The sequence below is a fragment of the Nocardiopsis sp. CA-288880 genome, from assembly GCF_050955985.1.
GTDB lineage: Bacteria > Actinomycetota > Actinomycetes > Streptosporangiales > Streptosporangiaceae > Nocardiopsis > Nocardiopsis tropica.
This window is the reverse complement of record NZ_CP192105.1, coordinates 6,333,248-6,358,737: the sequence shown is the minus strand read 5'-3', so window position 1 is coordinate 6,358,737 and position 25,490 is coordinate 6,333,248. Positions and strand designations below refer to the sequence as shown.

20 protein-coding genes are annotated in these 25,490 nt (G+C 74.1%); 8 read left to right on the top strand and 12 right to left on the bottom strand.

What is annotated here, in order from left to right; genetic code table 11:
* Positions 1-57 precede the first annotated feature (57 nt).
* The 5 genes from ACQPYD_RS27425 to ACQPYD_RS27405 all read right to left on the bottom strand — a co-directional run bounded on the left by ACQPYD_RS27425 (position 58) and on the right by ACQPYD_RS27405 (position 5,338).
* A complete protein-coding gene (locus tag ACQPYD_RS27425; protein ID WP_433698325.1) occupies positions 58-1,071 on the bottom strand; it encodes an oxygenase MpaB family protein in 1,014 nt (337 codons plus the stop codon).
* Between the two features lie 250 nt (positions 1,072-1,321).
* A complete protein-coding gene (locus tag ACQPYD_RS27420; RefSeq protein WP_433698324.1) occupies positions 1,322-1,903 on the bottom strand; it encodes a GTP-binding protein in 582 nt (193 codons plus the stop codon).
* Positions 1,884-2,369, bottom strand: a complete 486-nt coding sequence (locus ACQPYD_RS27415) for a DUF742 domain-containing protein (protein ID WP_433698323.1) — start codon at positions 2,367-2,369, stop codon at positions 1,884-1,886. The genes ACQPYD_RS27420 and ACQPYD_RS27415 overlap by 20 nt, the downstream gene beginning before the upstream one ends.
* Before the next feature lie 9 nt (positions 2,370-2,378).
* On the bottom strand, positions 2,379-2,834 hold the full coding sequence (locus ACQPYD_RS27410) for a roadblock/LC7 domain-containing protein (RefSeq protein ID WP_433698322.1): 456 nt from the start codon (positions 2,832-2,834) through the stop codon (positions 2,379-2,381).
* Complete coding sequence (locus tag ACQPYD_RS27405) at positions 2,831-5,338, bottom strand: nitrate- and nitrite sensing domain-containing protein (protein WP_433698321.1); 2,508 nt, start codon at positions 5,336-5,338, stop codon at positions 2,831-2,833. Before ACQPYD_RS27405 ends, ACQPYD_RS27410 begins: the two co-directional genes overlap by 4 nt.
* Positions 5,339-5,958: 620 nt before the next feature.
* Here ACQPYD_RS27405 and ACQPYD_RS27400 point away from each other — a divergent pair.
* The gene (locus ACQPYD_RS27400) at positions 5,959-7,119 is read left to right on the top strand and encodes an antibiotic resistance protein VanZ (RefSeq protein WP_433698320.1); all 1,161 of its coding nucleotides are present in this window, start codon (positions 5,959-5,961) and stop codon (positions 7,117-7,119) included.
* Here ACQPYD_RS27400 and ACQPYD_RS27395 read toward each other — a convergent pair.
* From ACQPYD_RS27395 to ACQPYD_RS27380, 4 genes are read right to left on the bottom strand one after another with little or no spacing between them, the layout of a single operon-like run.
* Positions 7,116-7,511, bottom strand: a complete 396-nt coding sequence (locus ACQPYD_RS27395) for a DUF3592 domain-containing protein (protein WP_267946400.1) — start codon at positions 7,509-7,511, stop codon at positions 7,116-7,118. The two genes, ACQPYD_RS27400 and ACQPYD_RS27395, sit on opposite strands and share 4 nt — an antisense overlap.
* Positions 7,512-7,524: 13 nt before the next feature.
* Positions 7,525-8,157 (bottom strand): TetR/AcrR family transcriptional regulator, encoded by a 633-nt coding sequence (locus ACQPYD_RS27390; RefSeq protein WP_433698319.1) that lies wholly within the window; start codon positions 8,155-8,157, stop codon positions 7,525-7,527.
* A gap of 47 nt (positions 8,158-8,204) precedes the next feature.
* Positions 8,205-10,247: a YhgE/Pip family protein gene (locus tag ACQPYD_RS27385; RefSeq protein ID WP_433702149.1), complete on the bottom strand. Its 2,043-nt coding sequence runs from the start codon at positions 10,245-10,247 to the stop codon at positions 8,205-8,207.
* A gap of 55 nt (positions 10,248-10,302) precedes the next feature.
* Complete coding sequence (locus ACQPYD_RS27380; protein ID WP_433698318.1) at positions 10,303-11,088, bottom strand: ATP-binding cassette domain-containing protein; 786 nt, start codon at positions 11,086-11,088, stop codon at positions 10,303-10,305.
* 230 nt (positions 11,089-11,318) lie between these two features.
* Between ACQPYD_RS27380 and ACQPYD_RS27375 the strand changes: the two genes are divergently transcribed.
* Together ACQPYD_RS27375 and ACQPYD_RS27370 are read left to right on the top strand one after the other, a co-directional pair.
* Entirely contained in the window at positions 11,319-12,128 is an 810-nt protein-coding gene (locus ACQPYD_RS27375) for a M23 family metallopeptidase (protein WP_433698317.1), read from the top strand.
* A 94-nt stretch (positions 12,129-12,222) separates the two neighbouring features.
* Positions 12,223-12,987, top strand: coding sequence for an endonuclease V (locus ACQPYD_RS27370; RefSeq protein WP_433698316.1), 765 nt, complete (start codon positions 12,223-12,225; stop codon positions 12,985-12,987).
* Positions 12,988-13,174: 187 nt separating this feature from the next.
* Here the strand turns inward: ACQPYD_RS27370 and ACQPYD_RS27365 are convergent, their stop codons facing one another.
* On the bottom strand, positions 13,175-14,614 hold the full coding sequence (locus ACQPYD_RS27365; protein ID WP_433698315.1) for a GuaB1 family IMP dehydrogenase-related protein: 1,440 nt from the start codon (positions 14,612-14,614) through the stop codon (positions 13,175-13,177).
* Between the two features lie 240 nt (positions 14,615-14,854).
* Between ACQPYD_RS27365 and ACQPYD_RS27360 the strand changes: the two genes are divergently transcribed.
* On the top strand, positions 14,855-15,799 hold the full coding sequence (locus tag ACQPYD_RS27360; RefSeq protein WP_433698314.1) for a CDP-alcohol phosphatidyltransferase family protein: 945 nt from the start codon (positions 14,855-14,857) through the stop codon (positions 15,797-15,799).
* Between the two features lie 186 nt (positions 15,800-15,985).
* Here ACQPYD_RS27360 and ACQPYD_RS27355 read toward each other — a convergent pair whose 3' ends face one another.
* Positions 15,986-17,137 carry an acyltransferase family protein gene (locus ACQPYD_RS27355; RefSeq protein ID WP_433702148.1) on the bottom strand — a complete coding sequence of 384 codons (1,152 nt, stop codon included), beginning with the start codon at positions 17,135-17,137 and terminating at the stop codon, positions 15,986-15,988.
* A 449-nt stretch (positions 17,138-17,586) separates the two neighbouring features.
* On the opposite strand from ACQPYD_RS27355, the gene ACQPYD_RS27350 reads away from it, so the two are divergent.
* Both ACQPYD_RS27350 and ACQPYD_RS27345 read left to right on the top strand, forming a co-directional pair.
* Positions 17,587-19,482: an amidohydrolase gene (locus ACQPYD_RS27350; protein ID WP_433698313.1), complete on the top strand. Its 1,896-nt coding sequence runs from the start codon at positions 17,587-17,589 to the stop codon at positions 19,480-19,482.
* A gap of 6 nt (positions 19,483-19,488) precedes the next feature.
* Positions 19,489-20,292 carry a M48 family metallopeptidase gene (locus tag ACQPYD_RS27345; protein ID WP_433698312.1) on the top strand — a complete coding sequence of 268 codons (804 nt, stop codon included), beginning with the start codon at positions 19,489-19,491 and terminating at the stop codon, positions 20,290-20,292.
* A gap of 89 nt (positions 20,293-20,381) precedes the next feature.
* On the opposite strand, the gene ACQPYD_RS27340 is transcribed toward ACQPYD_RS27345, so the two are convergent.
* Positions 20,382-22,571 (bottom strand): elongation factor G-like protein EF-G2, encoded by a 2,190-nt coding sequence (locus ACQPYD_RS27340; RefSeq protein ID WP_433698311.1) that lies wholly within the window; start codon positions 22,569-22,571, stop codon positions 20,382-20,384.
* 181 nt (positions 22,572-22,752) lie between these two features.
* Here ACQPYD_RS27340 and ACQPYD_RS27335 point away from each other — a divergent pair, with 181 nt between their 5' ends.
* Both ACQPYD_RS27335 and ACQPYD_RS27330 read left to right on the top strand, forming a co-directional pair.
* Positions 22,753-24,675 (top strand): CPBP family glutamic-type intramembrane protease, encoded by a 1,923-nt coding sequence (locus ACQPYD_RS27335; RefSeq protein ID WP_433698310.1) that lies wholly within the window; start codon positions 22,753-22,755, stop codon positions 24,673-24,675.
* Between the two features lie 17 nt (positions 24,676-24,692).
* Complete coding sequence (locus ACQPYD_RS27330; protein WP_433698309.1) at positions 24,693-25,481, top strand: alpha/beta hydrolase; 789 nt, start codon at positions 24,693-24,695, stop codon at positions 25,479-25,481.
* Positions 25,482-25,490 lie beyond the last annotated feature (9 nt).

The window sequence follows — 25,490 nt, the reverse complement described above, 5'->3', positions numbered from 1 at the left end:
GGGCGGCGGCCTGGGGCGCGAGGGGGCGCGCGGACGGGCGGGGGCACTCCCGGACGGCTACTGGCCGGGGGTTCCCGCGGCCCCGGCGGAGCCGGGGGCCTCCGGTCCGTCGACGGCTCCGGGGACGGGGCCCGCCGGGGCGACCGCCTGGCCGGGCGCCGGGACCCGGGCCCCGGTGGGGGCCACCTCCCGGGTGAGCATGCCGTGCGGGACCGGGCACCCCTGGGGGAAGGTGCCGATCCTGGAGGGCTCGTAGCCTCCGGGGTAGCTGCGGACGTTCGCGCTCTCCCGGGCCCAGCGCGGCTTCTCGCGCGGCGGCATCAGCCGCACCACCCGTGCCCGCAGCCGCAGCGCGCCCGAGCTGAGCCTGCGCCACGCGGCCGACGGCTCCGGGTAGCCGAAGGCCTCGATCAGCCGGTCGTCCAGGAGGGCCTTGGTGAAGGGGCGCACCAGGGGGCGCTGCCAGGCCGGGTAGAAGTCCGCCATCAGGCCGAGCGTGGAGTCGGAGACCGCCCGGCCGCCCTCGGTGTAGGCGAAGTGCTCGCGCTCGTAGGAGTCCAGGAGGTCCCGGAACTCCTCGTAGGTCCCGGGGATGTCCTTGATCCCCATGTGCTTGCCGAGCTTGCGGTAGTAGTTGGTGCTGGCGGCGATCTCGTGGCCGGTCAGCCGGCGCCAGCCGTAGCCCCAGTCGTTGAGCCAGCGCACCGGCATCACGACGAAGGTGCTGAGCACGTACCGGTAGTCGTCGTTGCCGATGTCGTAGGAGCGGTGCATCTGGTTCATGCGCCGCAGCGCGTCCCGGCCGCGTCCCGGGCCGAACCCGTGCTCCATGATGTCGTTGAGGATGAGGGCGGTGTCGTCGTAGCGGTGCTGGGTGCGCTCCGTGAACTCGCGGGTGTGCGCGAGGAGCTCTCCGATGCTGGGGACGGCGTAGGTCCGGTACAGCGCCAGGCCCAGGGCCTGCTCGAGGTCCCACGGGAACTCGTGGGCGCCCAGGATGCGAACGATGCGCTCGCAGTCGGCCTCGGCGTCCAGGGCCTGGATCGTGTCTCGCCACTCGAACCGCTTCATGGAGTACTCCAGTCGCCTTCGTGCGGGCCCGCCCGAGACGGGTCCATGGTCTGCGGGTGCGCAGCGCGCGACGGCGCTCCACGGGGCGCACTTTACCCGGGGAGCCCGTGTGTACACCGGGCCCGGCGCCCTCCGCGCCGGTCCGGATCCGAACCGTGTCCGGACCGTTCCCCGGTCAGCGCCGTGCCGGCGTCCGCCCGGTACGCCGAAGGGGCGGAGGGCGACCGCCCCCCGCCCCCGTCCGCGCGCCTCAGGCCGCCATGCGCTCGGCGACCCGGTTGACCAGCGTCAGCAGGACCTGTTTGGACGACTCCCGCTCGCGGGCGTCGCACAGCACCACCGGGATCGCCGGGTCGAGGCTCAGCGCGTCGCGGACCTCGCCCGGCTCGTAGGCGTGGGAGTCGTCGAAGCAGTTCACCGCCACGATGAACGGCACGCCGCGGCGCTCGAAGAAGTCCACCGCGGCGAAGCACGTCTCCAGGCGGCGGGTGTCGGCGAGGACGACGGCCCCCAGCGCGCCCTCCGACAGCTCCTCCCACATGAACCAGAAGCGCTCCTGGCCCGGGGTGCCGAAGAGGTACAGCACCAGGGCGGGGCTGATCGTGATACGGCCGAAGTCCAGCGCCACCGTGGTGGTCGTCTTGGATTCCACCCCGGACAGGTCGTCGACCCCGTAGCTGGCCTCGGTCATCACCTCCTCGGTGCTCAGCGGGGCGATCTCGCTGACGGACCCGACCAACGTGGTCTTTCCGGCGCCGAAACCTCCGGCGATCAGGATCTTCAGCGCGGAGGGAACGATCGTCTGCGTGTCGTCAGAGTCGCTGGATGCCATCGAGAACCGCCTGGAGTACGTCCCGGCTCACCGGGCTCTTAGCTGTGTAGGGGGCACGGGCCAACGCGAGGCCGCGGTTGAGGAGGTCGCTCAGCAGGACCTTGACCACGGCCACCGGGATGTCCAGGTGCGCGGACACCTCGGCGACCGACTGCGGCCGACGGCACAGCTCCAGGATCCGGAGCTGCTCCGGCTCCAGGGCCATCTCGTCGACCTCGGCCCGCTTGGCCGCGATCACCACGCTGATCATGTCCAGCCGCACGGTGTCCGCGTGCTCACGGCCCTGCGCGATCACGTACGGGCGGACGAGCGGACCGGCGTCCTGGTGGCCGGGGGCCCCGGGCCCCGCCGGGGTGGCCGCGGCGCCGGGGGTCCCGGGCGAACCCGCACCGTATCCGCCGACCGCGTCGCGTCCCGGCAGGCCCTGCGGTATCCCGCCGTGCGGGATCTCGTTGTGCGCTTGCATGGCCGTCCCCTATCGCGTGGCTTCCCCGGAGGCGCCCTCGTGCCTGGGGGCGGCGTCCAGATACCGTCCCACCTGCTCGACCAGGACGTTCATCTCGTAGGCGATGAGCCCGACGTCGGCGCTCTCGTCGGCGAGCACCGCCAGGCACGCCCCGCGGCCCGCGCCGGTGACGAACAGGTAGGCGCTCTCCATCTCGACCACGGTCTGGAGGACCTCGCCGCCGCCGAAGTGGCGGCCGGTGCCGCGGGCCAGGCTCTGGAACGCGGAGGCCACCGCGGACAGGTGCTCGGCGTCCTCCTTGACCAGTTCGTGGGAGCGTCCGATCAGGAGGCCGTCCGCGGACAGCACGATCGCGTGCCGGGAGCCGACGGCGCGGTCGAGCAGCTCGTCGAGCAGCCAGTCGATGTCCTTCTTGGCAGCGCCGTTTCCGTCGTCGTGCGCGGCGCCTTCGGGAGTACTCGTCACGGTTGGGCGTCCTTGTCGGTGTCGTTGGTTCGCTGCTTGCCATCGCGCCGTCCGCGGTCCGTCCCCTTCTGGAACGCGGACATGTTCCGGCGCAGACGCGCCAGTCGCTCCCCGCTGTCGGGGGCCTCACCGGCGGAGGCGCCGAAGGCGGGCCCGGTCCGGACGTCGGTCCCGGGGTCGGTCGCCAGCTGCGGCGCCAGGTTCTCCTGGGGGCGCCGCTTGGGCAGCGGGGGCCGTCCTCCGCCGGCCTCGACGGCGGTCTCCGGGGCGTCGGAGGGTGCGGCGCCGGGGGCGGGGACCGCGCTGATGTTCTTCCTGCGGGTCGGGAGGGCCGGGCGGTCGTCGGCGGGCGGGGCGGGGAGGAGGGCGTCCCCGCCGTCGGGGCCCAGGAGGTCGTCGGGCATGCCGCCGTCCGCGGGGCCGCCGTCGTCCGGGCCGTCCCCGCGGTCCGTCGCGGTGTCCTCGCCCGTGGAGGAGACCGAGGTCAGGACCGGCTTGGCGCCCACGGGCGCGGACTCCAGCTCGCCGGGGACGCGGTCGATGATCTCCCGCACCTCCCAGATGTCCTCGCCGGAGGACTCGGAGGAGGGCAGCGGGGTGCGGTCCCCGGAGATCAGCTCGTGCGGGAGCAGGACGATCGCCTGCACGCCCCCGTACGGCGACGGGCGCAGGTGCACCTTGATGCCGTGGCGGTGGGCCAGGTGCGAGACGACGAAGAGGCCGAGGCGCATCTTCTCGTTCAGGCGCATCACGTCGAACTCGGGCGGGCTGGCCAGGAGCGCGTTCGCGGAGGCGAACTCGCTCTCGGTCATGCCGAGGCCCCGGTCCTCGATCTCGATCGTCACCCCGTTGGGCACGTCGTCGCTGCTCAGGCGCACCTGCGTGTGCGGCGGCGAGAACATGGCGGCGTTGTCGACCAGCTCCGCGACCAGGTGGATGACGTCGGCGACGGCCGGCCCGTTCAGGTGGACGCGGGCGATCCGGTCGCGCTTGACGCGCGTGTAGTCGCCGGACTCGGAGATGGCGCCGCGCAGCACGTCGATCAGCGGCATCGGCCGGTGCCATGTACGGCCCGGGGCCTCGCCGCCGAGGATGAGCAGGTTCTCCGCGTTGCGGCGCGAGCGGGTGGCCAGGTGGTCGAGCTTGAACAGCTGGGCCAGCTGGTCCGGGTCCTCCTGCTCGCGCTCCATCTTGTCCAGCAGCCGGAGCTGGCGGTGGACCAGCGTCTGGCTGCGGTGCGCGATGTTGAGGAACACGCGGTTGACGCCCTGGCGCAGCTCGGTCTGCTGCACCGCCTCGTCGATGGCGGCGCGCTGGGCGGCGTTGAACGCCCTGGCGACGTCGCCGATCTCGTCGTCGGTGGTGCGGAGGTCGGCCAGGGAGGTGTCGGTGTCCACGCGCTCGCCCTCGTGCAGGCGGCGCATGAGGTCGGGGAGCCGGTTCTCGACGAGGTCGTTGGAGTCGTCGCGCAGGCGCAGCAGGCGCTCGGTGAGGACGCGCGAGGAGCGGCGGGCCAGCAGGAAGGCGCCCAGGATGACGGCGGCGACGCCGAGGCTGCCCCCGACGGCCAGGAGGACGGCCTGGTTGGCGGACTCCCGGGTGAGGGAGGCCGCGTGCATGGCCTCGTCGGCGCCCAGCGCGGTGAGCTCGGCCAGGACGTGGTCGTAGTCGGCCCTCCACGCGTCCTGGTCCACGGGCATGGCGAGGTCCTCGACCTCGCCGGGCACCAGGGTGACCGGGTCGGTGACCGTCTCCGTCGAGATCCGGCGGTCGATGATCTCCTGCTGCATCTCCAGGAGCCGCGCGTACTCGGGGCCCTCCAGCACGGCCCGCAGGCGCTCCTCCTGGCCCTCGCCCTCCAGGTAGTGTCCGTTGCCCTCGAGGAGGTTCCGGTAGGCGCCGACCAGCTCGGTGAACTCGCGCTGGTCGTCCGCGGTCAGCTCGTCGACGGCGAAGGCGCGGGCGATCTGGGCGTCGGACCGCGCGAAGACGTCGACGGTCCGGAACATGTACACGGCCGTGAAGGAGGGGCTGGTCGAGTCGCCCGCCATCCCCCTGCGGGCCTGGCTGTCGAAGCTGTCGGCGCCGTGCAGGACGAGTTCGTTGTAGTAGTCGAGGACGTCCTGGCGCGAGGCGTCCCCGGAGTCGATCGCCTCGCGGAGCGCGCCGATCTCCTCGTACTGCTCGTGCAGCATGCGGATGTGGTGGCCGCCCTCGCCGGGGGCGAGGTCGGCGAAGCCGATCAGCTCCCCGATGACCACGCCCATGGTGCCGTCGGTGCGTTCGCGGGCCTCGGCGAGGTCGCCCGCCAGCTGCTCGTCCCCGGGGTTCTCGATGTAGGCGATCGACTGGGACCGCTCCTGCATCACGTCCACGAGGCCGACCGCGGCGGGGGTCACCAGGTCCTCGGTGGCCCGGGCGCGGATCAGCTGGACGACGGCGTCGCCGGTCAGGGCGATGGTGAGGATCAGCCAGAGCGCGAAGAGCGCGGTGGTGGGGATCATGACCATTGCGCGAATACGGGCGGTGATCGTCCGTCCGCGTCGCTTCGGTACTGCCTGCACGGTTCTCCTGTCGATCCGCGTCTTCGGTCTGGGGTTGCGGTGGGGCCCCGGGGGGCCGGGTTCCGCCGGGGAGGCACCTCGCGGCCCGCGTGCGCGCGGCCTCCTGCCCCGCGGGCGGCGTCCGTCGGGGGCCCTGGACGCGGGACGTACCGCAGGGTAACCACAAACGCGGCTTTTCGGCGTTGGGGATCGTATCTCGCACGTGAAGCGCCGAAATATCCGGGTTGGTGAAGGCAGTCTGCCATGAAGGCCGAGAATGTCCACCCTCTGGCCGGAGGTGCTCGTGTTGCCTGCTGTGAATAAATGGTGACAATGGGACAAACGTCACATATGGCGGAGAGTGCGCGGCCACCCTGCTTCGCGTGACGTTCCCGGGCCTCCCGCGCCGGAGCGGTGGAGGCGCCCCGAGGGCCGGGCGGAACGGCGGACGAAGTCGGAAGTTCGGTCCCCGCCCGACGACAGAGCGTACTAGCGTTGCGTCCCCGGGGCGGGAACGGCCGCGCGGACGGGGGAGAGGGGCGCCGGGACACCGCGCCCGCCTGAGCACGGGGGGAAGCACCATGGGTCGACCGTTCGGCGGGGGACAGGCCGCCGTCGAGGTGGCGCTCGCCGTCGTACCGCTGCTGGTGGTCGCCGGAGCCGCGCTGTACCTGCGCGGGCAGCACCGGCGCTACGGGCGGCCGCACGGACTGCCGGGCCGCCTCACGGCGGCCGCCCTGGTCACGGGGGTCGCCCTCGCGGCCTACGCGGTCTGGCCCCTGCCCGCGTCCGCCGACGGCCTGTGCACCGGGAACGGCTCCTCGGGCGGCTGGTCCGCGGCGCCGTTCGGAGGGTCCTCCGCGGGCGGCGGCCCGCCGCACACGGCGTGGGACGCCGCCCTCGCCCTCGGCCTGTTCACGGCGGTCGGCCTCCTGGCCCGCCACCGCTTCCGCCGGGGGCCGGTGGCGACCCTCGTGATCGGGGCGGCGCTCGCCGCCTCCGTCGCCGCGGTGCGCGCGACCGGCGTGCTCGGCCTGTACCCGTGCGCCTACGCGCCCGCCTCGGCCCTGCTGGTCGCCCTGGGCGTCGTGGGGGCCCTGGCCGGTTGGACGGCCGCCCGCCTGCTCCTGCCCCTGTGGCCCGGCGGCCCCGCCCGGGGATGGCCCGCCGCGGTGCCCGACCGCGTCGACCCCGCACTCGACCGGCGCATGACGGGGGCCCTGCTCGACCTCGGCCTGTGGTGGTTCGGGGCGTCGGCCGTGACCGCCCTGCTGCACGCCTACGGCGTCGTGCTCCCCCTCGCCGGGGGGCGGACGGGGGAGGCCGTGCTCCTGGGCCTGGCCCTCGTGTGCGCCGTCGTCCTGCCCCAGCTGCGGAGCGACCGCGCCACGCCGGGCCCGGCCGCCGTCGGGCTGGCCCTCGGGGAACGGGGGAGCCCCCGCCCCGCGTCCCGGTGGCGGGTCCTCCTGCGCACCCTCCTGCTCCAGGCCCCGGTCGCCGTGCTCGTCGCCCTGGGCCTGCCCTGGGCCGCTCTCGCCGTGGCCGCGCTGCACGCGTGCACCGCCCTGGTCCGGCCCGACCGGGCGGGCCTGGCCGACCTGGTGTGCGGGGTGCGCGTGCGCACCCGTTCCAGTCTCGACGGCGGGCTGCCCTCACGGCTGGTCCGCTACTCCGAGCCCCGGGCGCAGGCCCCGGACGGAGCCTCCGCCGAGCCCGCCCGGCCCCCGAGGGAGCCGGTCTAGCGCCAGGCGAGGTAGCCCAGGAGGAGGCCGGTGAGCATCAGGATCGCGCCCAGCCCGCCGAACAGCCCCCGCACCCAGTGGCTCAGCCACGGCGCGGACACGATGCGCGCCCTGGCGGGCTCGTCCGGGTCGTAGGCCACCGTCACGATCTCCCCGGCGCGGGAGGCCGTCCACCCGGTGTTCTCGTGCTCGGCGTGCACCTCCTGCCCGTCCTCGGTACGGAACTGCACGATCATGCGCGAGGCGGTCGAGGTCTCGTTGTAGCCGATCACCCGGCCCTTGGCGCGCATGCCGTGGCGGACGAGCCGCAGTTCGAGGCGCGTGTCCCGGGCGACGATCCACAGGATCACGGCCCCGGCCAGGAAGGGGAGCAGGGGGTACAGGTCGGCCACGGGGGGCGTCCTCTCAGGCGTGCTCCGGCGCGGACGACGATGCGCCGACCAGGCCGTCGGTCATGTGGGCCAGGGTCGCGTGGATCTCCTCGACCGGCCTTTCCGGTTGGAGGGTACGCCAGTCCAGGGCCACGGTGACCACCATGCCGAACAGGGCGGACCCCGCGAGCCCCGTGTCCACCCCCTGTCGCAGGGCCCCCTCGGCGGCCAGCCGCTCCAGCTGGCCGGAGATGACCCCGATCGCCTCGGTGCGGATCTGGCGGACGGTGGCGTACCAGGCCCGGTTGGTCCGCCAGGCCTCGGCCATCAGGAGCCGGGCGAGCGCCTCGTGCTCGCCGATGAACACCACCCCCGCGCGCAGGACCGCGGTGAGAGCCTCGGCGGGCGGGGCGGAGGGGGGCGCCGCGTCCTTCAGCGTGTCGGCGAGCCGGGAGACCCCCCACTCCATCAGCGCCGTGTACAGCTCGCTCTTCCCGCCGAAGTTGTAGTAGACGGTTCCCTTGGCGACCCCCGCGCGCTCGGCGATCTCGTCCACGGTCGTGGCGCCGTAGCCCTGTTCGGATATCAGGCCGACGGCCGCCTCGAACAGGCGGTGCCGGGTCGCCTCTCGGCGACCGCTCCTCGGCCGTTCGGTGCTCGTGCTCATCCGGTCCATTCTGCCGCTGCCCGCGCCGGTCTGGCCACGGCGGGCCGTCACAGCTTCAGCGCGGGGTAGAGGGAGGACATCGTCCACACCCGCTTGCGCTCCACGGCCAGCCACGTGAGGAGCAGCGGTACCACCAGCCACAGGCCCATCACCCCGAAGGCGCTCCACACGAGGCCCGGGTCCCCGCCCCCGAGCAGGACGCGCATCGCCGTCACGCCCCAGTGCAGCGGCAGGTAGGGGCCGACGGCCTGGAAGAACGCCGGGCTGGTCTCGATCGGGTACGTGCCGCCCGCCGACGTCAGCTGGAGCACCAGGAGGGCGAGGGCGACGACCCTTCCCGCGGCCCCGAACTGCACGTTGAGGTACTGCACGACGGCGGTGAACGCGACCGAGGTCAGCACCAGGAACGCGACGAGCAGGGGCCAGTCCCGGGCCTCCAGCCCCAGGAACAGGTGGAGCGCGCCCAGGGTGACCGCCACCTGGCCCACGCCGAGCAGCAGCGGGACGACCCGGCCCGCCAGGGCGACCCGCCACGACGGGGCCGAGGACGCCAGGGCCCGCGAGGACAGCGCGGGCAGCACCATGAACACCACCATCGCCCCCACCCACAGGGACAGCGGGACGAAGAACGGGGCGAACCCCGTCCCGTAGTTCGGGGCCTCGTTGGAGATCTCGCTGTCCAGCCGGATCGGCTCGCTCATCATGGCGGACGCGTCGGACCGGCCCCGGTCGGAGTAGGTGGGGATCTCCCCGGCGCCCTCGTCGAGCCCCTCGGCGAGTTCGCCGGACCCCGACGCCAGCTCGCCCAGCCCCTCGTGGAGGTCGCCCGCGCCACCGCTGAGCAGGCCCAGGCCGGAATCCAGCTCCGAGGCGCCCTCGGAGGCGTCCGCCAGCCCGTCCCGCAGGGCGGCGGAGCCCTCGGCGAGTTCGGCCAGCCCCTCGTCGAGCTCGTCGACCTTGTCGCGGGCCTCCTCCGCCCGGTCCACCATGTCGGGAAGGTCCTCGGAGAGCGCGGCCGCGCGCTCGCTGAGGGCGGCGGCCTCCTCGGCGGCCGACTCGATGTCGTCCCTGTTCCCGTCGACGTACCCGGCGACGGCCAGGGCGGTGTCCATGGCCCCCTGGAGGTCGCGCAGCAGCGTGTACAGCTCCGGGTTCTCGGTCTCCAGGCCGGGGTTCTCCCGGAGGAAGGCGGCCAGCCGGGCGTCGACCTCGGAGAGCCCGGCGGTGTCGATCTCCTCGGGCAGCTCCTCCAGCGCCGTGGACAGGGCGCCGGTGACCTCGGCGGCGGCGCCGGCGCGCTCCTGGATCGCGGGGACGTCCTCCTCCAGCTGGGGAAGCCATTCGTCGGCCAGCCCGTCCAGCTTCTCCACCTGGGTGGAGACCTCCTCCGACGCGGTGCCGGCGCCCGCGGCCAGGGACCGGGAGCCCGTGTACAGCTCGTCCAGGCCGCTGCTCAGCGATCCGGCCCCGGTGTGGGCGTCGTCCACGCCCGTCGACAGCTCACCGGCCCCCTCCTCGGCGCTGTCCGCGCCGCCGGACAGCTCGTCGGCGCCCTCGGCCGCCTCCTCGGTCCTGCCGTGGATCTCGTTGAACCCCACGAAGATCTCGTCGAGGTAGTCGCTGATCGCCGACGCCGCGGCGGCGTCGCGGACCTCCTTGAACGCGCTCCCCGCCAACTGGCGCACGATGAAGCTGTTGGAGTCGTTGTAGTGCGCCTCCAGCATGGCCTGGACCGGCGCCTCCCGGTCCCGGGAGGGAGAGGACAGGTCCTCGCTGAAGTGCGGGGGGATGGTGAGGGAGACGTAGTAGTCCCCGTCGGCGACCCCGCGCGCGGCCTCCTCCGCGCCGACCGGGTGCCAGTCGAGGTCCCCGCGCTCCAGGAGCGTGTCGGTGAGCTCGCCGCCGGCGTCCATCTCCCGGCCGTCCACCTCCACGGGCCGGTCCTCGTTGACGAGCGCCACCGGCAGGTGCTGCATCCTGCCGAACGGGTCCCAGAAGGACCACAGGTACATGCCGGAGTAGAGCAGCGGGATGAGCACGAGCGCCGCCAGCGCGGCCGCGGGCAGCGGGGAGCGCAGGAAGGAGCGCATGGTGAGCAGCCCGAGCCGGGGTACGGCGAAGGGCCGTATGCGCGGTCTGCCCCTCTTATGCCTGCTCACTGCCGTCACCGTCCTTCCCGCGGCCGAGGAGGTCGTCGATGTGCGCCCGGGCGGGGCCGGCGTCCGCGCCGCCGCCCCCGCGCTCCGCCGGGTCGTCCGGCCCGTGCGCGGGGTCCTGGCGGATCGGGACGGGGCCCCGGGTGTCCGGTCCGGCGACCCGGTCCAGCGCGTCGGCGTCGGCGCAGGTGGCGATCACCGTGGGCCCTTCCCCCGCGAGGCGTTCGAGGGTGCGCCACATGGCGGCCTGGTGCTCGCCGTTCAGGCCGCCGTCCACGTCGTCCACGGCCAGGAGCCGGGGCTCGGCGAGCAGGGCCAGGGCGACGCCCAGACGGCGCCGTTCGAGCATGGACAGGTCCTTGACCATGGTGCGGCGGTCCAGCCCCCCGAGGTCGGCGGCCTCCATGGCCTCGTCGGCCAGCCCCCTCGCGGCGGGCCGCATCCGCAGGAGCAGACCCTCCGAGAGGTGTTCGCGCACCCGGAGGCGGTCGTCGAGGGCGTTGACGTCCTCCATCAGTCCGAGCGAGCTGATCCGGCGGACCCGGCGGGCCCGGCGGGGCAGCTCGTGGCCGTCCACGTACACGGTCCCCTCCGACGGCCTCATCCTGCCGGTCAGGGTCAGGAGCAGCGCGCTGCGACCGCCTCCCGAGTCGGCCTGGAAGACCGTGAGCGTGCCGGGCCGGGCGACGAAGCCGACCCCGGTGTAGACGGGGCCCTCGCGTGTGGCGAGCGTGACGCCCTCGGCCTGGACGCGCGCTCCGGTGGCCCGACGCATATCTGCGCCCCCCTCTTTTTGAACTGACCAGTCAGTGCAAAACCAGCGGCTCCACGCTACTGCGCCCGGGGCCCCCGTCCGAGCATCCGCCGCTGTGGGGTGTCGCACAGCGCGACGCGCCCGGTGGTCGCTTCGAGCGGACTCGGGGGCGAGTTTGTGTGTAATTCCGTAAGTACGTAAACTATGGAAAAACAAGGGGCGGCCCCGGTGTCGCCCGGAGGAGGGATGCCATGCGGACGGCGGCCGGAGTGTGCTCGCTCCTGTTCCCGTGGAGCGGTGCGGTGCTGCTGGGGGTGGTCCCGGCCCGGGAGCTCCTCGACCTCTCCGGGTGGTGGAACGCGGCGGCCCTGGCGGCGTTCGGCGTGCTCGCGGCGCTGAACCTGCTGTTCGGCCGCCTGGCGCGCGGGGGACCGCCCCCGCGCGCCGTCGAGGTGGCGCCGCCGGTCGCCGGGGCCTGGACCGCCCTGAACAGCCCGGCGGACCGCGTCCCCAGCCACGGCACCCGCGCCTACGGCCAGGAGTACGCGATCGACGTCCTGAAGGACTCCGAGGGGCGCCCCGCCTTCGGCTGGTGGCCCCCGGTCCGGGGGAACCGGGACTTCCCGGCCTTCGGGGAGCCCCTGCTGGCCGTGGCGGACGCCGTGGTCGTCCGCGCCTCCGACCGCCGGCGCGACCACCTGAGCCGCAACTCCTACCCGGCGCTCGCCTACCTGCTCGTCGAGGGGACGGTGCGCAGCCTCGGCGGGGCGGGCCCCGTGATCGGCAACCACGTGGTGCTCGACCTGGGGGACGGCGTCTTCGCCCTCTACGCCCACGTGCAGCGCGGTTCGCTGAGGGTGCGCGAGGGCGACCGCGTCCGGGCCGGCCGGACGCTCGCCCTGTGCGGCAACTCCGGCAACACCACCGAGCCGCACCTGCACTTCCACCTGATGGACCGGGCCGACCCGAACCGCGCCCGGGGCGTTCCCTTCACCTGGCGGGGGGTCGGCGTCCCCGCGAACGGCGAGCGTTTCGAGGTCTCCGCGCCGCCCCGGGACTGAGCCGGGGCGGCGCCGTCACGGCGCGCGCCCGTACCCCGGTGCGCGTACGGTTGGACGGGTGGACCGATCGGAACCGCGAGAACGGGGGAACACGGTGTCGGAAATCGCCGAACGGGTCGCGCGGGTGCTGGACGACCCCGAGAACTGGCCCGACGACCCCAAGGAGGCCGTCGCGCGCCAACGCGTGCTGGCGGACCGCGTGCGCGTCGAGCCGCTGGACGTGGACGCGGTGCGGCTGGTGGCCGGGCTGGACGTCAGCTACGCCACGGACAACTCCGCGCTGTCGGCGGCGGCCGTGATCCTGGACGTGGAGACCCTGGAGGTCGTGGAGTCCGTCGCGATCTCCTCCGAGCCCACGTTCCCCTACATCTCCGGGCTGTTCGGCTTCCGCGAGCTGCCCCCCGTCCTGGAGGCCCTGGGCGCGCTGCGGACGACACCCGACGTGTACCTGTGCGACGGGTTCGGGATGGCGCATCCGCGCCGCTTCGGGGTCGCCTCCCACCTGGGGGTCCTGCTGGACCTTCCGGTGGTCGGGTCGGCCAAGTCCGTGCTGTACGGCAAGCACTCCGTGCCGGGGAACGAGCGCGGGTCGTGGACGCCGATGGTGGCGGGACGCTCCGAGGTGGTCCCCGACTCGCCCGCGCTGGCCCGGGAGGGCGCGGAGGTGATCGGGCGCGTCCTGCGCACCCGCGCCGGCGTCAAGCCCGTCTACGTGTCGGTGGGGCACCGCGTGGACCTGGAGGGCTCGGCCGAGCTGGTGCTGCGCCTGTCGCCGAAGTACCGCGTCCCCGAGCCGGTCAGGCACGCCGACCGGCTGTGCGGCGAGCACCGCAAGGCGGTCCTCGCCGCCAAGGGGTAGTCCGCGACAGGGGTAGTCCGCGACAGGGGCGTCCCCGCGAGGGGGCGCGGACGGAGGCCCGCGCGGGCCCTCGGAACGGCGGTGCGGGCCGCCCCGAACGGGGGCGTGCGGCAGTGGCCGGCGACGAGCCCTGCCGGATACCCGCGCCGCCCGGGGGCGCGCGGACGCGCGCCCCCGGGCGGCCGGGCTACCAGCTGGTGGGAACCGGGCGCCCCTCGTTGTACCCGGCGGCGCTCTGCACGCCGACCACGGCCCGCTCGCGGAACTCCGCCAGCGACGTGGCCCCCGCGTACGTCATCGAGCTGCGCACGCCCGCGATGATCTGGTCGATCAGGTCCTCCACGCCGGGCCGCTCCGGGTCCAGGTACATGCGGCCCGTGGAGATCCCCTCCTCGAACAGGGCCTTGCGCGCCCGCTCGAACGGGGAGTCGTCGGCGGTGCGCAGGCGGACCGCGCGGGCCGACGCCATGCCGAAGCTCTCCTTGTACTGCCTGCCCTCGGCGTCGCGCATCACGTCGCCCGGGGACTCGTAGGTCCCGGCGAACCAGGAGCCCACCATCACGTTGGACGCGCCCGCGGCCAGGGCGAGGGCCACGTCGCGCGGGTGGCGCACGCCGCCGTCCGCCCACACGTGCTTGCCCAGGTCGGCCGCGGCCTCGGCGCACTCCAGGACGGCGGAGAACTGGGGCCGGCCGACGGCCGTCATCATGCGGGTGGTGCACATCGCGCCCGGGCCCACGCCGACCTTGACGATGTCGGCGCCCGCCTCGATGAGGTCGCGGGTGCCCCGCGCGGTGACGATGTTGCCGGCCACGATCGGCACCTTCGGCGCGAGGGCGCGGACCTTGGCGATGGCGGAGAGCATCTTCTCCTGGTGGCCGTGCGCGGTGTCGATGACCAGGGTGTCGGCGCCGGCCGCCAGCAGGTCGGCGGCCTTGCCCGCCACGTCCCCGTTGATGCCGACGGCGGCGGCCACGCGCAGGCGGCCCCCCGCGTCCACGGCGGGCGTGTACAGGGTGGAGCGCAGCGCGCCCGTGCGCGTGAGCACGCCGACCAGGGCGCCCTCCCCGTCCACGACCGGCGCGAGCCGGTGGCGGAAGTCGTGCAGCCTCCCGAAGGCCTCCTGCGGCTCGGTGTCCGCGGGGATGGTCAGCAGCTCCGTGGACATCACGTCGCGCAGCTGCGCGAAGCGGTCCACGCCCGCGCAGTCGGCCTCGGTGACCACGCCGACGGGGCGGCGGGCCCCGTCGATCACGATCACGGCGTTGTGCGCCCGCTTGGGCAGCAGGTTGAGGGCCTCGCCGACGGTGCTGGTCGGGTTGAGGGTGATGGCGGTGTCGTGCACCAGGTGCCGCTGCTTGGTCCAGGAGACGACGTCGGACACCACCTCGATGGGGATGTCCTGCGGGATGACCGCGATGCCGCCGCGCCGGGCGACGGTCTCGGCCATGCGGCGCCCGGCGACCGCCGTCATGTTCGCCACGACCAGGGGGATGGTGGTGCCGGTGCCGTCCGGGGACGACAGGTCCACGCTGAGCCGGGAGCCCACCGCGCTCCGGTTCGGGACCATGAACACGTCGCTGTAGGTCAGGTCCTGCTGCGGGACCTGGTCGTTGAGAAAACGCAATGCCTCTACCTCGGTCGAGACCGAAGGGGGTGGACCATCCGCTGCTCCCGCACACGGCCGCCTGTTGATCCCCCTCTTACCAGTCAAGTATGCCGTCACCGATTAGGTCGGACGACCCTCGATCTGGCATGATGACTCGATTCCCGCCGATACAGCCCTCTCCCCTGCCCTGGTCAGCGCTTCGTTGAACGGTGGAGCGGCCGGGGCTCCGGGGGGAGTGTGCCCTCCTGGAGAGCCCGCATGCCGCGTTTCACGTTCGCGCAAGTCAAGGAAGAGACCTACAAGGCGAAGGACGCCTGGTGGACGGTCTTCCTGGTCGATCCCCTCGCAGGGCGTCTCGTGGTCTGGACCGCGAACCGCACCGGCATCACCCCCAACCAGCTGACGCTGGGCGCCGGCGTCCTCGGCCTGCTCTCCGCCCTCTGCTTCGTCGCCCCGGCCTTCGTCGAGGGGACCGGTTGGGGCTGGCTGGTGCTGGGCGGGCTGCTGTTCCACCTCAGCTTCGTGCTGGACTGCATGGACGGCAAGATCGCCCGCCTCAAGGGCAACGGCTCGGTCTTCGGCAGCTGGGTCGACTTCGTGTTCGACCGCATCCGGTTCTTCGGCTGCGTCATGGCGCTCCTCGTCACCCAGTGGGCGGTCACCGGGAACGCCGCCTACCTGATCGTCGCGCCGGTCGTGGTCTTCTTCGACCTGCTGCGCTACCTCAACGGCGCCCAGGTCGCCAAGACCCGCCGGGCCATGCACCAGACCATCGCGGAGCTCTCGGGCGAGACGCGGCCGGGACAGCCCGCGGCGGGCCTGGGCGACGCCGACCCGGAGGACGACGAGATGGCGGACGCCCCCGCGCGCCCGGACGCCCCGGCCCCGACCGGCTTCTACCCGCGTGTGCGGGACTTCCTGCTCCGGAACAGGGTGCGGCCCCACCTGTTCAGCGGCATCGAGTTCGAGATGTTCCTGTGCGTGGTGGCCCCGATGACCGTCGTGGTCGCCCTGTTCACGCCGCTGAACAGCCTGATCATCCCGACCGCGGTGTTCTCCGTCCTGGCGCTCGCCCTCTTCGAGGTCGTCCTGGTCCTGCGGCTGTGGAAGGACACGCGCAGGTTCGAGGTCCGCCGCCGCCAGCTGCTCGCCTCCGGCGCCGTCGCGGCGGCCCCCGCGGAGACGGCCTCCGGCGGGAGCTGAACCCGGCCGGTTCCGAGGACGGAGAAGGGGCGGTGCGCGGAAGCGCACCGCCCCTTCTCCGTATCCGATTCCCTGTGTCCCCGTGTTCCCCTCGTGCCCCATGACGACCGACGGGCGGCCCGGCCTCCGCGATCCCGCTCCGCAGCGGCCCGGACGCCGCCCTGCCGGGCCGGCACGGGGCCCGGCTCAGACCCCGGCGGTCTCCTTCTTCTGCGGGCCGCCCGGGCCGCCGTCCTTGCGCGCGCGCTCGCGGTTCTCTGGGCGGAGCGTGGAGTCCTTGCGCAGGAACCACGTCAGCTGGGGTTCGACCGCCCACTGCATGCACTTGCGCACCCACGGGGTGCACAGCAGCAGTGTCAGGGCCGCCGCCCCCGCGGCGGTGATCGCCGTGCCCGTCGGCCCGCCCACCACGTCGTACCAGGGCGAGGCCTTGAGCAGGAGCAGGACCACCGAGTGGCCGAGGTAGATGTAGAGGGTGTACGCGCCCAGGGAGGTGAACCAGGTGCGCTGCTTGGGCGTGAGCGCAAGCACCGCGACGGTCATCAGCAGGGCCAGGCCCATGAAGGCGAGCCGGATCCCGAAGCTGGGCAGGAGCGGGTCGATGTCCCGGTCGGTGAGGCTGTCCTTCCAGAAGAGCCAGTCGCGGCTCAGCCGGTCGGAGATGGGCACGGCCAGCACGGCCGTCATGCCGAGCACGAACACGGACAGGATCCGCACCCACAGCCGGTCCAGGAGGGCGAAGTGCTCGCGCCGCAGGCTCAGCCCCAGCACGAAGAAGGGGAGGAAGCTGACGACGCGGCCCATGGAGAGCGTCTCGCCCAGGCTCGCGGTGGCCCCGAACATCGAGACGACCACGGCGATGAGCACGGGCCAGCGCAGCTGCTTCCAGACCGGCACGCTCAGGCGCCAGAGGAAGAGCGCGACCAGGAACCACAGGGTCCAGGTCGGCTTGAGCACCGAGGCCGCGTCGGGAAGGCCGCCGCGCTCGAAGAAGTAGATGGTCTGGTGGATCGTCCAGAAGATGAGGTACGGGACGGCCACCGTCAGGACCAGCTTCTCCACGCGGTTCGACGAGGCGTCGAAGGACCGCGACAGGTACCCGCTGATCATGATGAACGCGGGCATGTGGAAGAAGTAGATCCAGTAGTACAGGGCGCCCGTGGGGCCGTGGTCCCTCAGGGGCTCGATCGCGTGGCCGACGACGACCAGCGCGATGAGGATGAACTTGGCGTTGTCCAGACGGGCGTCGCGCCCCGGTGCCTGGACGGTCTCGGGGGCGGGGCCCCCGGTGGTCGCGCCCTGCCCGGGTTCCGGAGGGCGGGAGGCCGGACTGGTCATGGATGAGGCCACGAGTGGACTCCGTAGATCACTGTTTTCTCGGGCGGGTTCGTGGTCCGACGGACCCCGTGGAAGGGGTCTGGGCCGACCTCGGGGGCCGGGGCTCGGATGAGAGGGTGCCGCTTGGCGCGCGAGGGGAGGCACCGGAAGGTCGGATGAATCAGCATGTGCTGCGTTACCTTACTGTGATGTTGCAAGGTGCGCCAGCGGTTCTCCCAAATCTGTGGAAAGTTCCCCGGGTCCTTCCGTACGCACGGTGAGGACGGGACGAGCGGGACACACGTAATGTGACCGGCTCGGGCGGGGATGGCTTTCCGTGTGCAGACCCTAACCCATCTGCAGGACCGTGGCGGACGCTGGGTGAACGTGTCGGTGTGTGGCCGTGACGACCGCGCCGCTAGGCTGAGCCGTCAAGCAGTGCCCGTCCAGTCGAGATACGGAAGAAGGCGGTGGAAACCGTGCCGCACGCGGTGGACCCCGACCGTGCAGCCCAGCACGGGAGCGTGGTCATGCGACTCCTCGACGAGCTCTTCCCGCTCGTGGAGGGGTTCTACGTCGATCTGCACAAGAACCCGGAACTCTCCCACGCCGAGCAGCGGACGGCCAGCGGCGTCGCCGAGTGGCTCACCCGGACCGGGTACGAGGTCCACAAGGGGGTCGGCGGCACCGGTGTCGTGGGCATTCTCCGCAACGGCCCCGGACCCACGGTGATGCTCCGCGCCGACATGGACGCGCTCCCCCTGGAGGAGAAGACCGGCCTCCCGTACGCGAGCACGACCCGCGCCCCCGACGAGGACGGCGTCGAGGTCCCCGTCATGCACGCCTGCGGACACGACGCCCACACCGCCTGCCTCGTGGGAGCGGCCGACCTCCTCTCCGAGACCCGCGACGAGTGGGCCGGCACCGTCATGATCGTCGCCCAGCCCGCCGAGGAGACCCTGGACGGCGCCCAGGCGATGCTCGCCGACGGCCTCTACGAGCGCTTCGGCCGCCCCGACGTCATCCTCGGCCAGCACCTCGGCCCGCAGCCCGCCGGACTCATCTCCCACCGCGCCGGGATCATCCTGGGCGCCTCGCGCGCCTACCGGGTGCGCGTGCACGGAGAGGGCGGCCACGCCTCCCAGCCGCACACCACCGTCGACCCGGTGGTCATCGCCGCGAACATCGTCACCCGCCTCCAGGGCGTGGTGTCCCGGGAGATCAGCCCGAGCGAGATGGCGGTCCTGACCGTCGGCAGGCTCCAGGCCGGGACGAAGGCCAACATCATCCCCGACGAGGCCTACCTGGAGATCAACACCCGGGCCCTCAACGACAACGTCGCGGACCAGCTGGAGTCCGCCATCGAGCGGATCGTGCGCGCCGAGGCCGCGGCGTCCGGGGCCGAACGCGAGCCCGACATCGAGATGTTCGTCTCCTGCGGCGTCACCCGCAACGACGCCACCTGCTCGGCGGAGGTGGCCGCGGCCCACCACGCCTACTTCGGCGAGGACTACGTGATCCACCTGCCGGACCCCTCGCCCGGCACGGAGGACTTCAACTACTTCGGCCTCCCCGGCGACCCCCAGCCCATCCCGTACGTGTTCTGGTTCGTCGGCGCCACGCCCCACGACGTGTGGGAGGCGGCGCCCGGCGACACCCCGTACGAGAAGATGGGCAACGTCCCCAGCAACCACTCGCCGTTCTTCGCGCCCGCGCGCGAACCCACCCTGCGCGCGGGGCTCGCGGCGATCACCGTCGCCGCCCTGTCCTACCTGGGCGCCGACGGGGCGCGGGGCGGGGCCCCGTCGGCCCCGGCCGGCGCGGCCTTCCCGGGACCGGCCCCCGACGCCGTCCACGAGCCGCGCGCGGTCGCCGGCGACCCGGCCGACCCGTTCGGCGGCGCCCCCGCCCGGGGCGAGACCGCCCCGCAGCAGGCGGACCCGTTCTCCGACCCCCTGTCCGACCCGTTCGGCCCGCCGCAGGGCCTGCCCGCCCCCGGGCGCCGCCCGTCCCAGGCGGGGCCGCCCGAGCCCAACGACGCCTACGACAGCGCGTTCCTGGCCTCCTCCTGGCCCGACCCCGCGGAGGACCCGGCCAAGTCCACCCACGACGCCGACATGGACGCCGTGATGGGGGCGCAGGACGACGAGCTGCGCGACGAGTGGCGCAGCGACAAGGCCGAGGAGTCCACCCTGTCGACGGACATGGCCTCGATCCTCGACGACGACGGCGTCCCCCAGGGTCCGCCCCAGGGACCGCCCGCGGGGCCGTCCTACGGCGGCCCGCCGCCCCGGGGCAGCGCCCACCACGCTCCGCCGCCCCACGGGCCCGACGACGACCTGCCCGACGCCGAGTACCGTCTCTGACGGCGGATGGGGCACGGCCCCTGGCGGTGGGCCGACCGCCGCCTGCGCGGGTCCCTGCGCCACCCCCGGGAGATCCCCGTCCTCGTGGCCTGCGTCGCGGTGACCGTGTTCGCCGTGGTGGGCGCGGTCAGCCGCGCCTACTCCGGCGACCCGAACGAACCGCTGCTCCTGCTCAGCCTGCCCGCGCTCGTGTACTTCGTGCGCGGGCAGCTGTACGCCAGGCAGAGGGTCAACGGGGTCCGCATCACCGAGGACCAGTTCCCCGAGGCGTACCGGATGGTCGCCGAGGCCGCCGCCGCGTTCCGCATGCCGCAGGCGCCCGAGGCGTACGTCGTGCTCGGCAACGGCGTGATCAACGCCTACGCCTCCGGGCACGGGTTCCGCCGCTACGTGGCGATCAACAGCGACCTGTTCGAGGTGGGCGGGCGCCTCGCCGACCCCGACGCCCTGCGGTTCGTGATCGGGCACGAGGTGGGGCACATCGCGGCGGGCCACACGTCGTTCTGGCGGCACTTCGGCGTCTCGGTGGCGAACGTGATCCCCGGCGTCGGCAGCTCCCTGGGACGCGCCCAGGAGTACACGGCGGACAACCACGCCTACGCGTTCTGCCCCGAGGGCATGCAGGGGCTGAGGGCCCTCGCGGTGGGCAAGTACCTGTACCCGTCGGTGGACTTCGACGACATCGCCGCGCGGGCGCGGACCGACACGGGGTTCTTCGTGCTCCTGGTCAACCTCCTGTCCAGCCACCCGGTGAACACGTTCCGGTTCGCGGCGCTGGCCGACCGCAGCCGCCCGGGGCGCGTCTTCTAGGCGCCGTGCCGCCCCCGGCCCCCGAGGGGCCTCCGGCCCCGCCCGGCGGGGAGACGGTCCGGCCGCCTCCGGGGAGGGGCCGCCGCGCGTCAGCCCCGGCCGGTCCGGGACAGCCTCGCCGCCGCCTGCGGCGGCAGCGGCTCGTGGCGCAGGTACTCCCGGGTGAACGCCCCGGTGCCGTGCGAGACCGACCTCAGCTCCACCGCGTACCGGGTGATCTCCAGCTCCGGGACCTCCGCCCGCACCACCGCCCTGCCGCCCGACGCCGTCCCGGTGCCGACCACCCTGCCCCGCCGGGCCGACAGGTCGCTCAGGACCGGGCCCAGGTAGGAGTCGTCCACCTCCACCGCCACGTCGGACACGGGCTCCAGCACCGCCAGCCTGCCGGCCGCGGCGGCGTCCCTGAGCGCCAGGCGCCCCGCCTTCTGGAAGGCCGCGTCCGAGGAGTCCACCGGGTGCGCCTTGCCGTCGTACAGCGTCACCCGGATGTCCACCAGCGGAAACCCGGATTCCATGCCGTCCGCCATCTGGGCGCGGACGCCCTTCTCCACCGACGGCACGAACTGCCGGGGCACCACGCCGCCGACGGTCTCGTCCACGAACTCCAGGCCCGAACCCGGGGCCAGCGGCTCCACCCGGATCCGGCACACGCCGAACTCGCCGTGCCCGCCGCTCTGCTTCACGTTGCGCCCCAGCCCCTGGGCCGGGACCGCGAAGGTCTCCCGCAGCGGGACCCTCACCCCGCCGGTCTCCACCCGCACCCCGTGCCGGTGCTCCAACCGGTCGAGGGCGGCGTCGAGGTGCGCCTCGCCCAGGCTCCACAGCACCATCTGGCGGGTCTCCGGGTTCACCTCGACCCGCAGCGACGGGTCCTCCGCCACCAGCCGCGCCACCGCCTGCGAGAGCTTGTCCTCGTCGGCGGAGGACGCGGCGGCCAGCGACACCGGCAGCAGCGGCTGCGGGAACCGCCACGGCGAGACCCGCAGCGGGCGGTCGGGGCCGGAGAGCGTGTCGCCGGTGCGTGCGTCCGGAAGCCTCGCCACCAGGCACAGGTCCCCGGCGACGGCCCGTCCGACGGGTCGGCTCCCCCGGCCCAGCGGGACCGACAGGGCGCCCGCGCGCTCGTCGTTGCCGACCCGGTCCAGCTCGACCGTGCCCGTGAGCCCGCAGGGGACCCCGTGGCCGTGCAGGTGGACGGCGGAGTCCGGGGTCAGCGTCCCCGAGAACACGCGTACCAGGCTCACCCTGCCCACGTACGGGTCGGCCGCCGTGCTGAGGACCTCCGCGACGAGCGGGCCGTCCGGGTCGCAGGACAGCCCGGGCACCGGCCTGCCCTCCGGGGTCGCGACCGAGGGGAACGGGCGCCGCGTGGGGTCCGGGCACGACAGCGGCAGCTCGCGCAGCAGCTCCCGCACGCCCACGCCCGTGGTGGTGCTGACGGCGATGACGGGGTGGAGGCCGCCCGCGGCGACGGCCTTCTGGAGGTCCGCGACGAGCAGGTCCGGGTCGAGTTCGCCGCCCTCCACGTAGCGGTCCATGAGGACCTCGTCCCCGCTCCCGGTGATCACCTCCTCGACCAGGGCCTCCCGGAGCGGTCCCGCGGCCTCCCGGACCCGGTCCGGGACCGGGCGCGGGGCGGGGGACCTCGCAGCCCCGCCGGCGGTCCCGCTCCCCGCCGGGGAGTCCGGGAGGCCGTGGTAGCGCTCGGAGACGAGCCCCCAGAGGCCGACCACGCGGCGGTCGTCCCCGCTCCCCTCGAAGTCCGGGAGGTAGACGGGGCGGACGCCGGGGCCGAAGGACTCCCGGCACCGGGCGACCACGTCGTCGTAGTCCGCGCGGGGGTGGTCGATCCTGGTGACGGCCACGGCCCGGGGCATGCCGATCGCGGCGCACTCCTCCCAGAGCACGCGCGTGCGGCCGTCCACGCCGTCCAGGGCGGAGACGACGAACAGGGCGGCGTCCGCGCCGCGCAGCCCCGCGCGCATCGCCCCGACGAAGTCCGCGTACCCGGGGGTGTCCAGCAGGTTCACCTTGACCCCGTCGACCGTCACCGGGTTGAGCGTCAGGTGGACCGACCTCTTCTGGCGGACCTCGACGCCGTCGTGGTCGCTCGCCGTCGTCCCCTCCTCCACGCTGCCGGGGCGGCCGATCTCCCCCGCGGCGACGAGCAGCGCCTCGACCAGGCTCGTCTTCCCGGCGCCGGGCGGACCGACCAGCGCGATGTTGCGGATGTCCTGGGGCCTGTCGGCCTCCGGCACGTGTACGGCTCGGTCTGCCATCCCTGCTGCCCAGCCCTTCGGGATCCGTGGGGCGGTGGTCACGGCGGGCCGGACGTCACCGTCCGCGAGGTGACCTGTGACACTTCTACCGTCACTCTTCCCGGGCTCAACGGCAAGGGGGCGGCGGCTTCGGAATCCGGCATGTGCACTATGACGTGTTTCGGACCCCTACTATTGCCCCGTGCCATGGTCGGAGACTCTTCCTCACTTCAGTTTCGCCGGGACCGTCCTCACGGTCCTGCTGCTCCTCTTCGCGGCGGTCGGCGAGCCCCTCCTCGGCAGGAAGGCCTTCACGTGGCTTTCCGGCAGGCGGGGCGGTGACGTACGCGCGCTGACACAGGTGCACGCCGTCACCATGGCGGTCCACGTCCTCTGGGGCCTGGTCGTCCTCGTCGTCCTGCTGCTCTCGCCGGACCTGCTCCCCTCGGACCTCGGGCTGAGGCTGCCCGACGCCTGGGGACCGGTCGTCGGCGGCGCGGTCGGGGGCCTGGTCGCCCTCGCCGCGATGTGGGTCCTGGTCAACGGGCTGCCCGTGAACCTTCCGGGGACGGCGGGACGCTCCTCGCGCAAGGGCGGGGGCCGACGGGCCGCGAGCGGCCGGCGGGGGCGCGGGAACGGACGCGCGGACCTGCCCGGGGCCCGGGAGGGGGCCGCTCCGGGAGACCCGGAGGGTCCTGGGGACGCGGAGCGGTCCGGGCCCGGCGCGGCCGCCGGGAACCCGGCCGCGGGCCGACGGGCCGCCGGACACCGGGGGCGCAGGGCCGCCGCTGCCCCGATGACCCTCCCCGAGCCGGAGCGCGGGCGCGGGCTCCTCGTACCGCGTACCACGGCGGAGCGGGCGATGGCGGGCGGAGTCGCCGTCACCGGGGGCGTGTTCGGCGAACTGCTGTACCGGGGCCTGTTCATCGCCCTCGTCGCGGGCCTGGGGGCGCCGCTGTGGACGGCGGCCGCGCTGTCGGTCGTCCTCTTCTCCGTCGCGCACCTCTACCAGGGCTGGTGGGGCCTGGTCAGCGCCGGCACGTCGGGAACCCTCTTCACGGTCCTGTACCTGGGCACGGGCAGCATCTGGGTGCCGGTCGTCGTGCACGTGGCGCTCGACCTGCGCTCGCTGGTCTTCCCGCCCCCCGCCGTCCGGGAGGAGGGCGAGCGCCTCCACGAGGACTACGGCGACGACTACGAGGACGGGTACGAGGACGCCGGCTACGAGGACGGGTACGACGAGTACGGGGACGGGCCCGCCCCCGGCGACACCGGGGCGATGCCCCCGGTCGGCGACGGGCCAGCGGCCCCGTCGGAGCACCACCACCGGACCGCGCCCGGCGAGCACGGAGGCATCCCGCCGCACGGCGCCCGCGCCTTCGGGGAACCCCCCGCGCAGGGGCGCCGGGCGGACGGCTCCGAGCAGGGCGGACCGGGCCGCGGCGGCCCGCCGCCCCCCGGTGCGGCGGGAGGCGCCGGTGGGACCGCGGTGAACAGCGGGCAGTACGGTGACGCGCCGACCGGGTGGGAGAGCCCGGCCTTCGGCGGGACCCCCGCGCACGGCGGCCCGTCCTGGGGCGGTCCCGACCTGGGCGGTCCCGGTCCGGGGAGCCCGGTTTCCGGGAGTGCCCCTTCCCACGGTGTCCCGGCCCCGGACGGGTCCGGGTGGGGGGTTTCGGAGCAGGGCGGCTCCGGTCGTGGAGCGGCCGGGTGGGAGAGCCCGGCCTTCGGCGGGACCCCCGTGCACGGCGGCCCGTCCTGGGGCGGTCCCGACCTGGGCGGGCGGCGGCACGGCGGCGACCCGGCCGGACAGGGGTGGAACGGTCCGTACGGCGGCGGGCCCGCGCACGGGACCCCCGCACGGGGCGGGCCCGCGCCGACCGGCGGCGCCGGGCACGGCGCCCCGTCCTGGGACGAGGCGTCCGGCCGCGGCGGACACGGTCCGTCCGCCGCGGACCCCTGCCGCCGGGACCCCGGCCCCCACGGCGGGCCGGGCGGGGCGCACGGCCGCGCCCCGGAGGCCCCGGAGCACGGCGGACGGCACCTGTACCCCGACGAGTGGATCGAGCACAGGTACGGCGACGGGGGCCGCAACCAGGGGCCGGACGCCGGCCCCCGGACGTGATCGGGCACGATGGAGGGGTGTCCGATGCCATTGACGCCCCCGTCGACCGTCCCCGCGAGAGCCGGTTCCGGCTGACCACGGCGGACGGGGTCGGGATCGACGCCGTGCTCCTGCACGGCACCGGGTCCCGCACCGCGGCGGTGGTCCTCGCCAACGGGTTCACCGGTACCCACCGGAGCCCCTACACGCGTGCCATCGCGGAGGCGCTCCTCCCCGTCGGCGACGTGATGACCTTCGACTTCCGCGGCCACCACGGCTCCGGCGGGCGCAGCACCGTCGGCAACGAGGAGATCCACGACCTGGAGGCGGTCGTCGCCCGCCTGCGGGAGCTCGGCTACACGTCCGTCGCGGCCGTCGGGTTCTCCATGGGCGCCGCCGTCGTGGTACGCCATGCCGCCATCTACGGCGGGATCGCCGCCGCGGTCTCGGTCAGCGGCCCCAGCCGCTGGTACTACCGGGGCACGCGCAGGATGCGCCTGCTCCACCTCGGGATCGGGCGCGCCGCGGGCCGCTTCTTCCTGCGCAGCTTCCGCAAGGTGCGGGTCATCGACCGGGACTGGGACCCCAGGCCGGCCGAACCCCGCCAGCTCGCCGGGGAGGTCTCCCCGACGCCGCTCCTGGTCGTGCACGGCGAGGCCGACAGCTACTTCCCCGTCTCCCACGCCACCGCCATCCACGACGCGGCCCGCGAGCCCCGCGAGCTGTGGCTCGTCCCGGGGATGGGGCACGCCGAGCGCGCCGTCACCCCCGAACTGGCCGTACGCCTCAGGGACTGGATCGGCGAGCGGATCGCCCCCGGCGACTGACCCCGCGGC

Coding starts and splice junctions, on each gene's coding strand:
- ACQPYD_RS27375 (WP_433698317.1), top strand. CDS start 11,319: ATGCGGACGGCGGCCGGAGTGTGCTCGCTCCTGTTCCCGTGGAGCGGT.
- ACQPYD_RS27360 (WP_433698314.1), top strand. CDS start 14,855: ATGCCGCGTTTCACGTTCGCGCAAGTCAAGGAAGAGACCTACAAGGCG.
- ACQPYD_RS27355 (WP_433702148.1), bottom strand. CDS start 17,137: ATGACCAGTCCGGCCTCCCGCCCTCCGGAACCCGGGCAGGGCGCGACC.
- ACQPYD_RS27405 (WP_433698321.1), bottom strand. CDS start 5,338: ATGATCCCCACCACCGCGCTCTTCGCGCTCTGGCTGATCCTCACCATC.
- ACQPYD_RS27415 (WP_433698323.1), bottom strand. CDS start 2,369: ATGCAAGCGCACAACGAGATCCCGCACGGCGGGATACCGCAGGGCCTG.
- ACQPYD_RS27340 (WP_433698311.1), bottom strand. CDS start 22,571: ATGGCAGACCGAGCCGTACACGTGCCGGAGGCCGACAGGCCCCAGGAC.
- ACQPYD_RS27385 (WP_433702149.1), bottom strand. CDS start 10,247: ATGCGCTCCTTCCTGCGCTCCCCGCTGCCCGCGGCCGCGCTGGCGGCG.
- ACQPYD_RS27420 (WP_433698324.1), bottom strand. CDS start 1,903: ATGGCATCCAGCGACTCTGACGACACGCAGACGATCGTTCCCTCCGCG.
- ACQPYD_RS27345 (WP_433698312.1), top strand. CDS start 19,489: ATGGGGCACGGCCCCTGGCGGTGGGCCGACCGCCGCCTGCGCGGGTCC.
- ACQPYD_RS27390 (WP_433698319.1), bottom strand. CDS start 8,157: ATGAGCACGAGCACCGAACGGCCGAGGAGCGGTCGCCGAGAGGCGACC.
- ACQPYD_RS27425 (WP_433698325.1), bottom strand. CDS start 1,071: ATGAAGCGGTTCGAGTGGCGAGACACGATCCAGGCCCTGGACGCCGAG.
- ACQPYD_RS27400 (WP_433698320.1), top strand. CDS start 5,959: ATGGGTCGACCGTTCGGCGGGGGACAGGCCGCCGTCGAGGTGGCGCTC.
- ACQPYD_RS27380 (WP_433698318.1), bottom strand. CDS start 11,088: ATGCGTCGGGCCACCGGAGCGCGCGTCCAGGCCGAGGGCGTCACGCTC.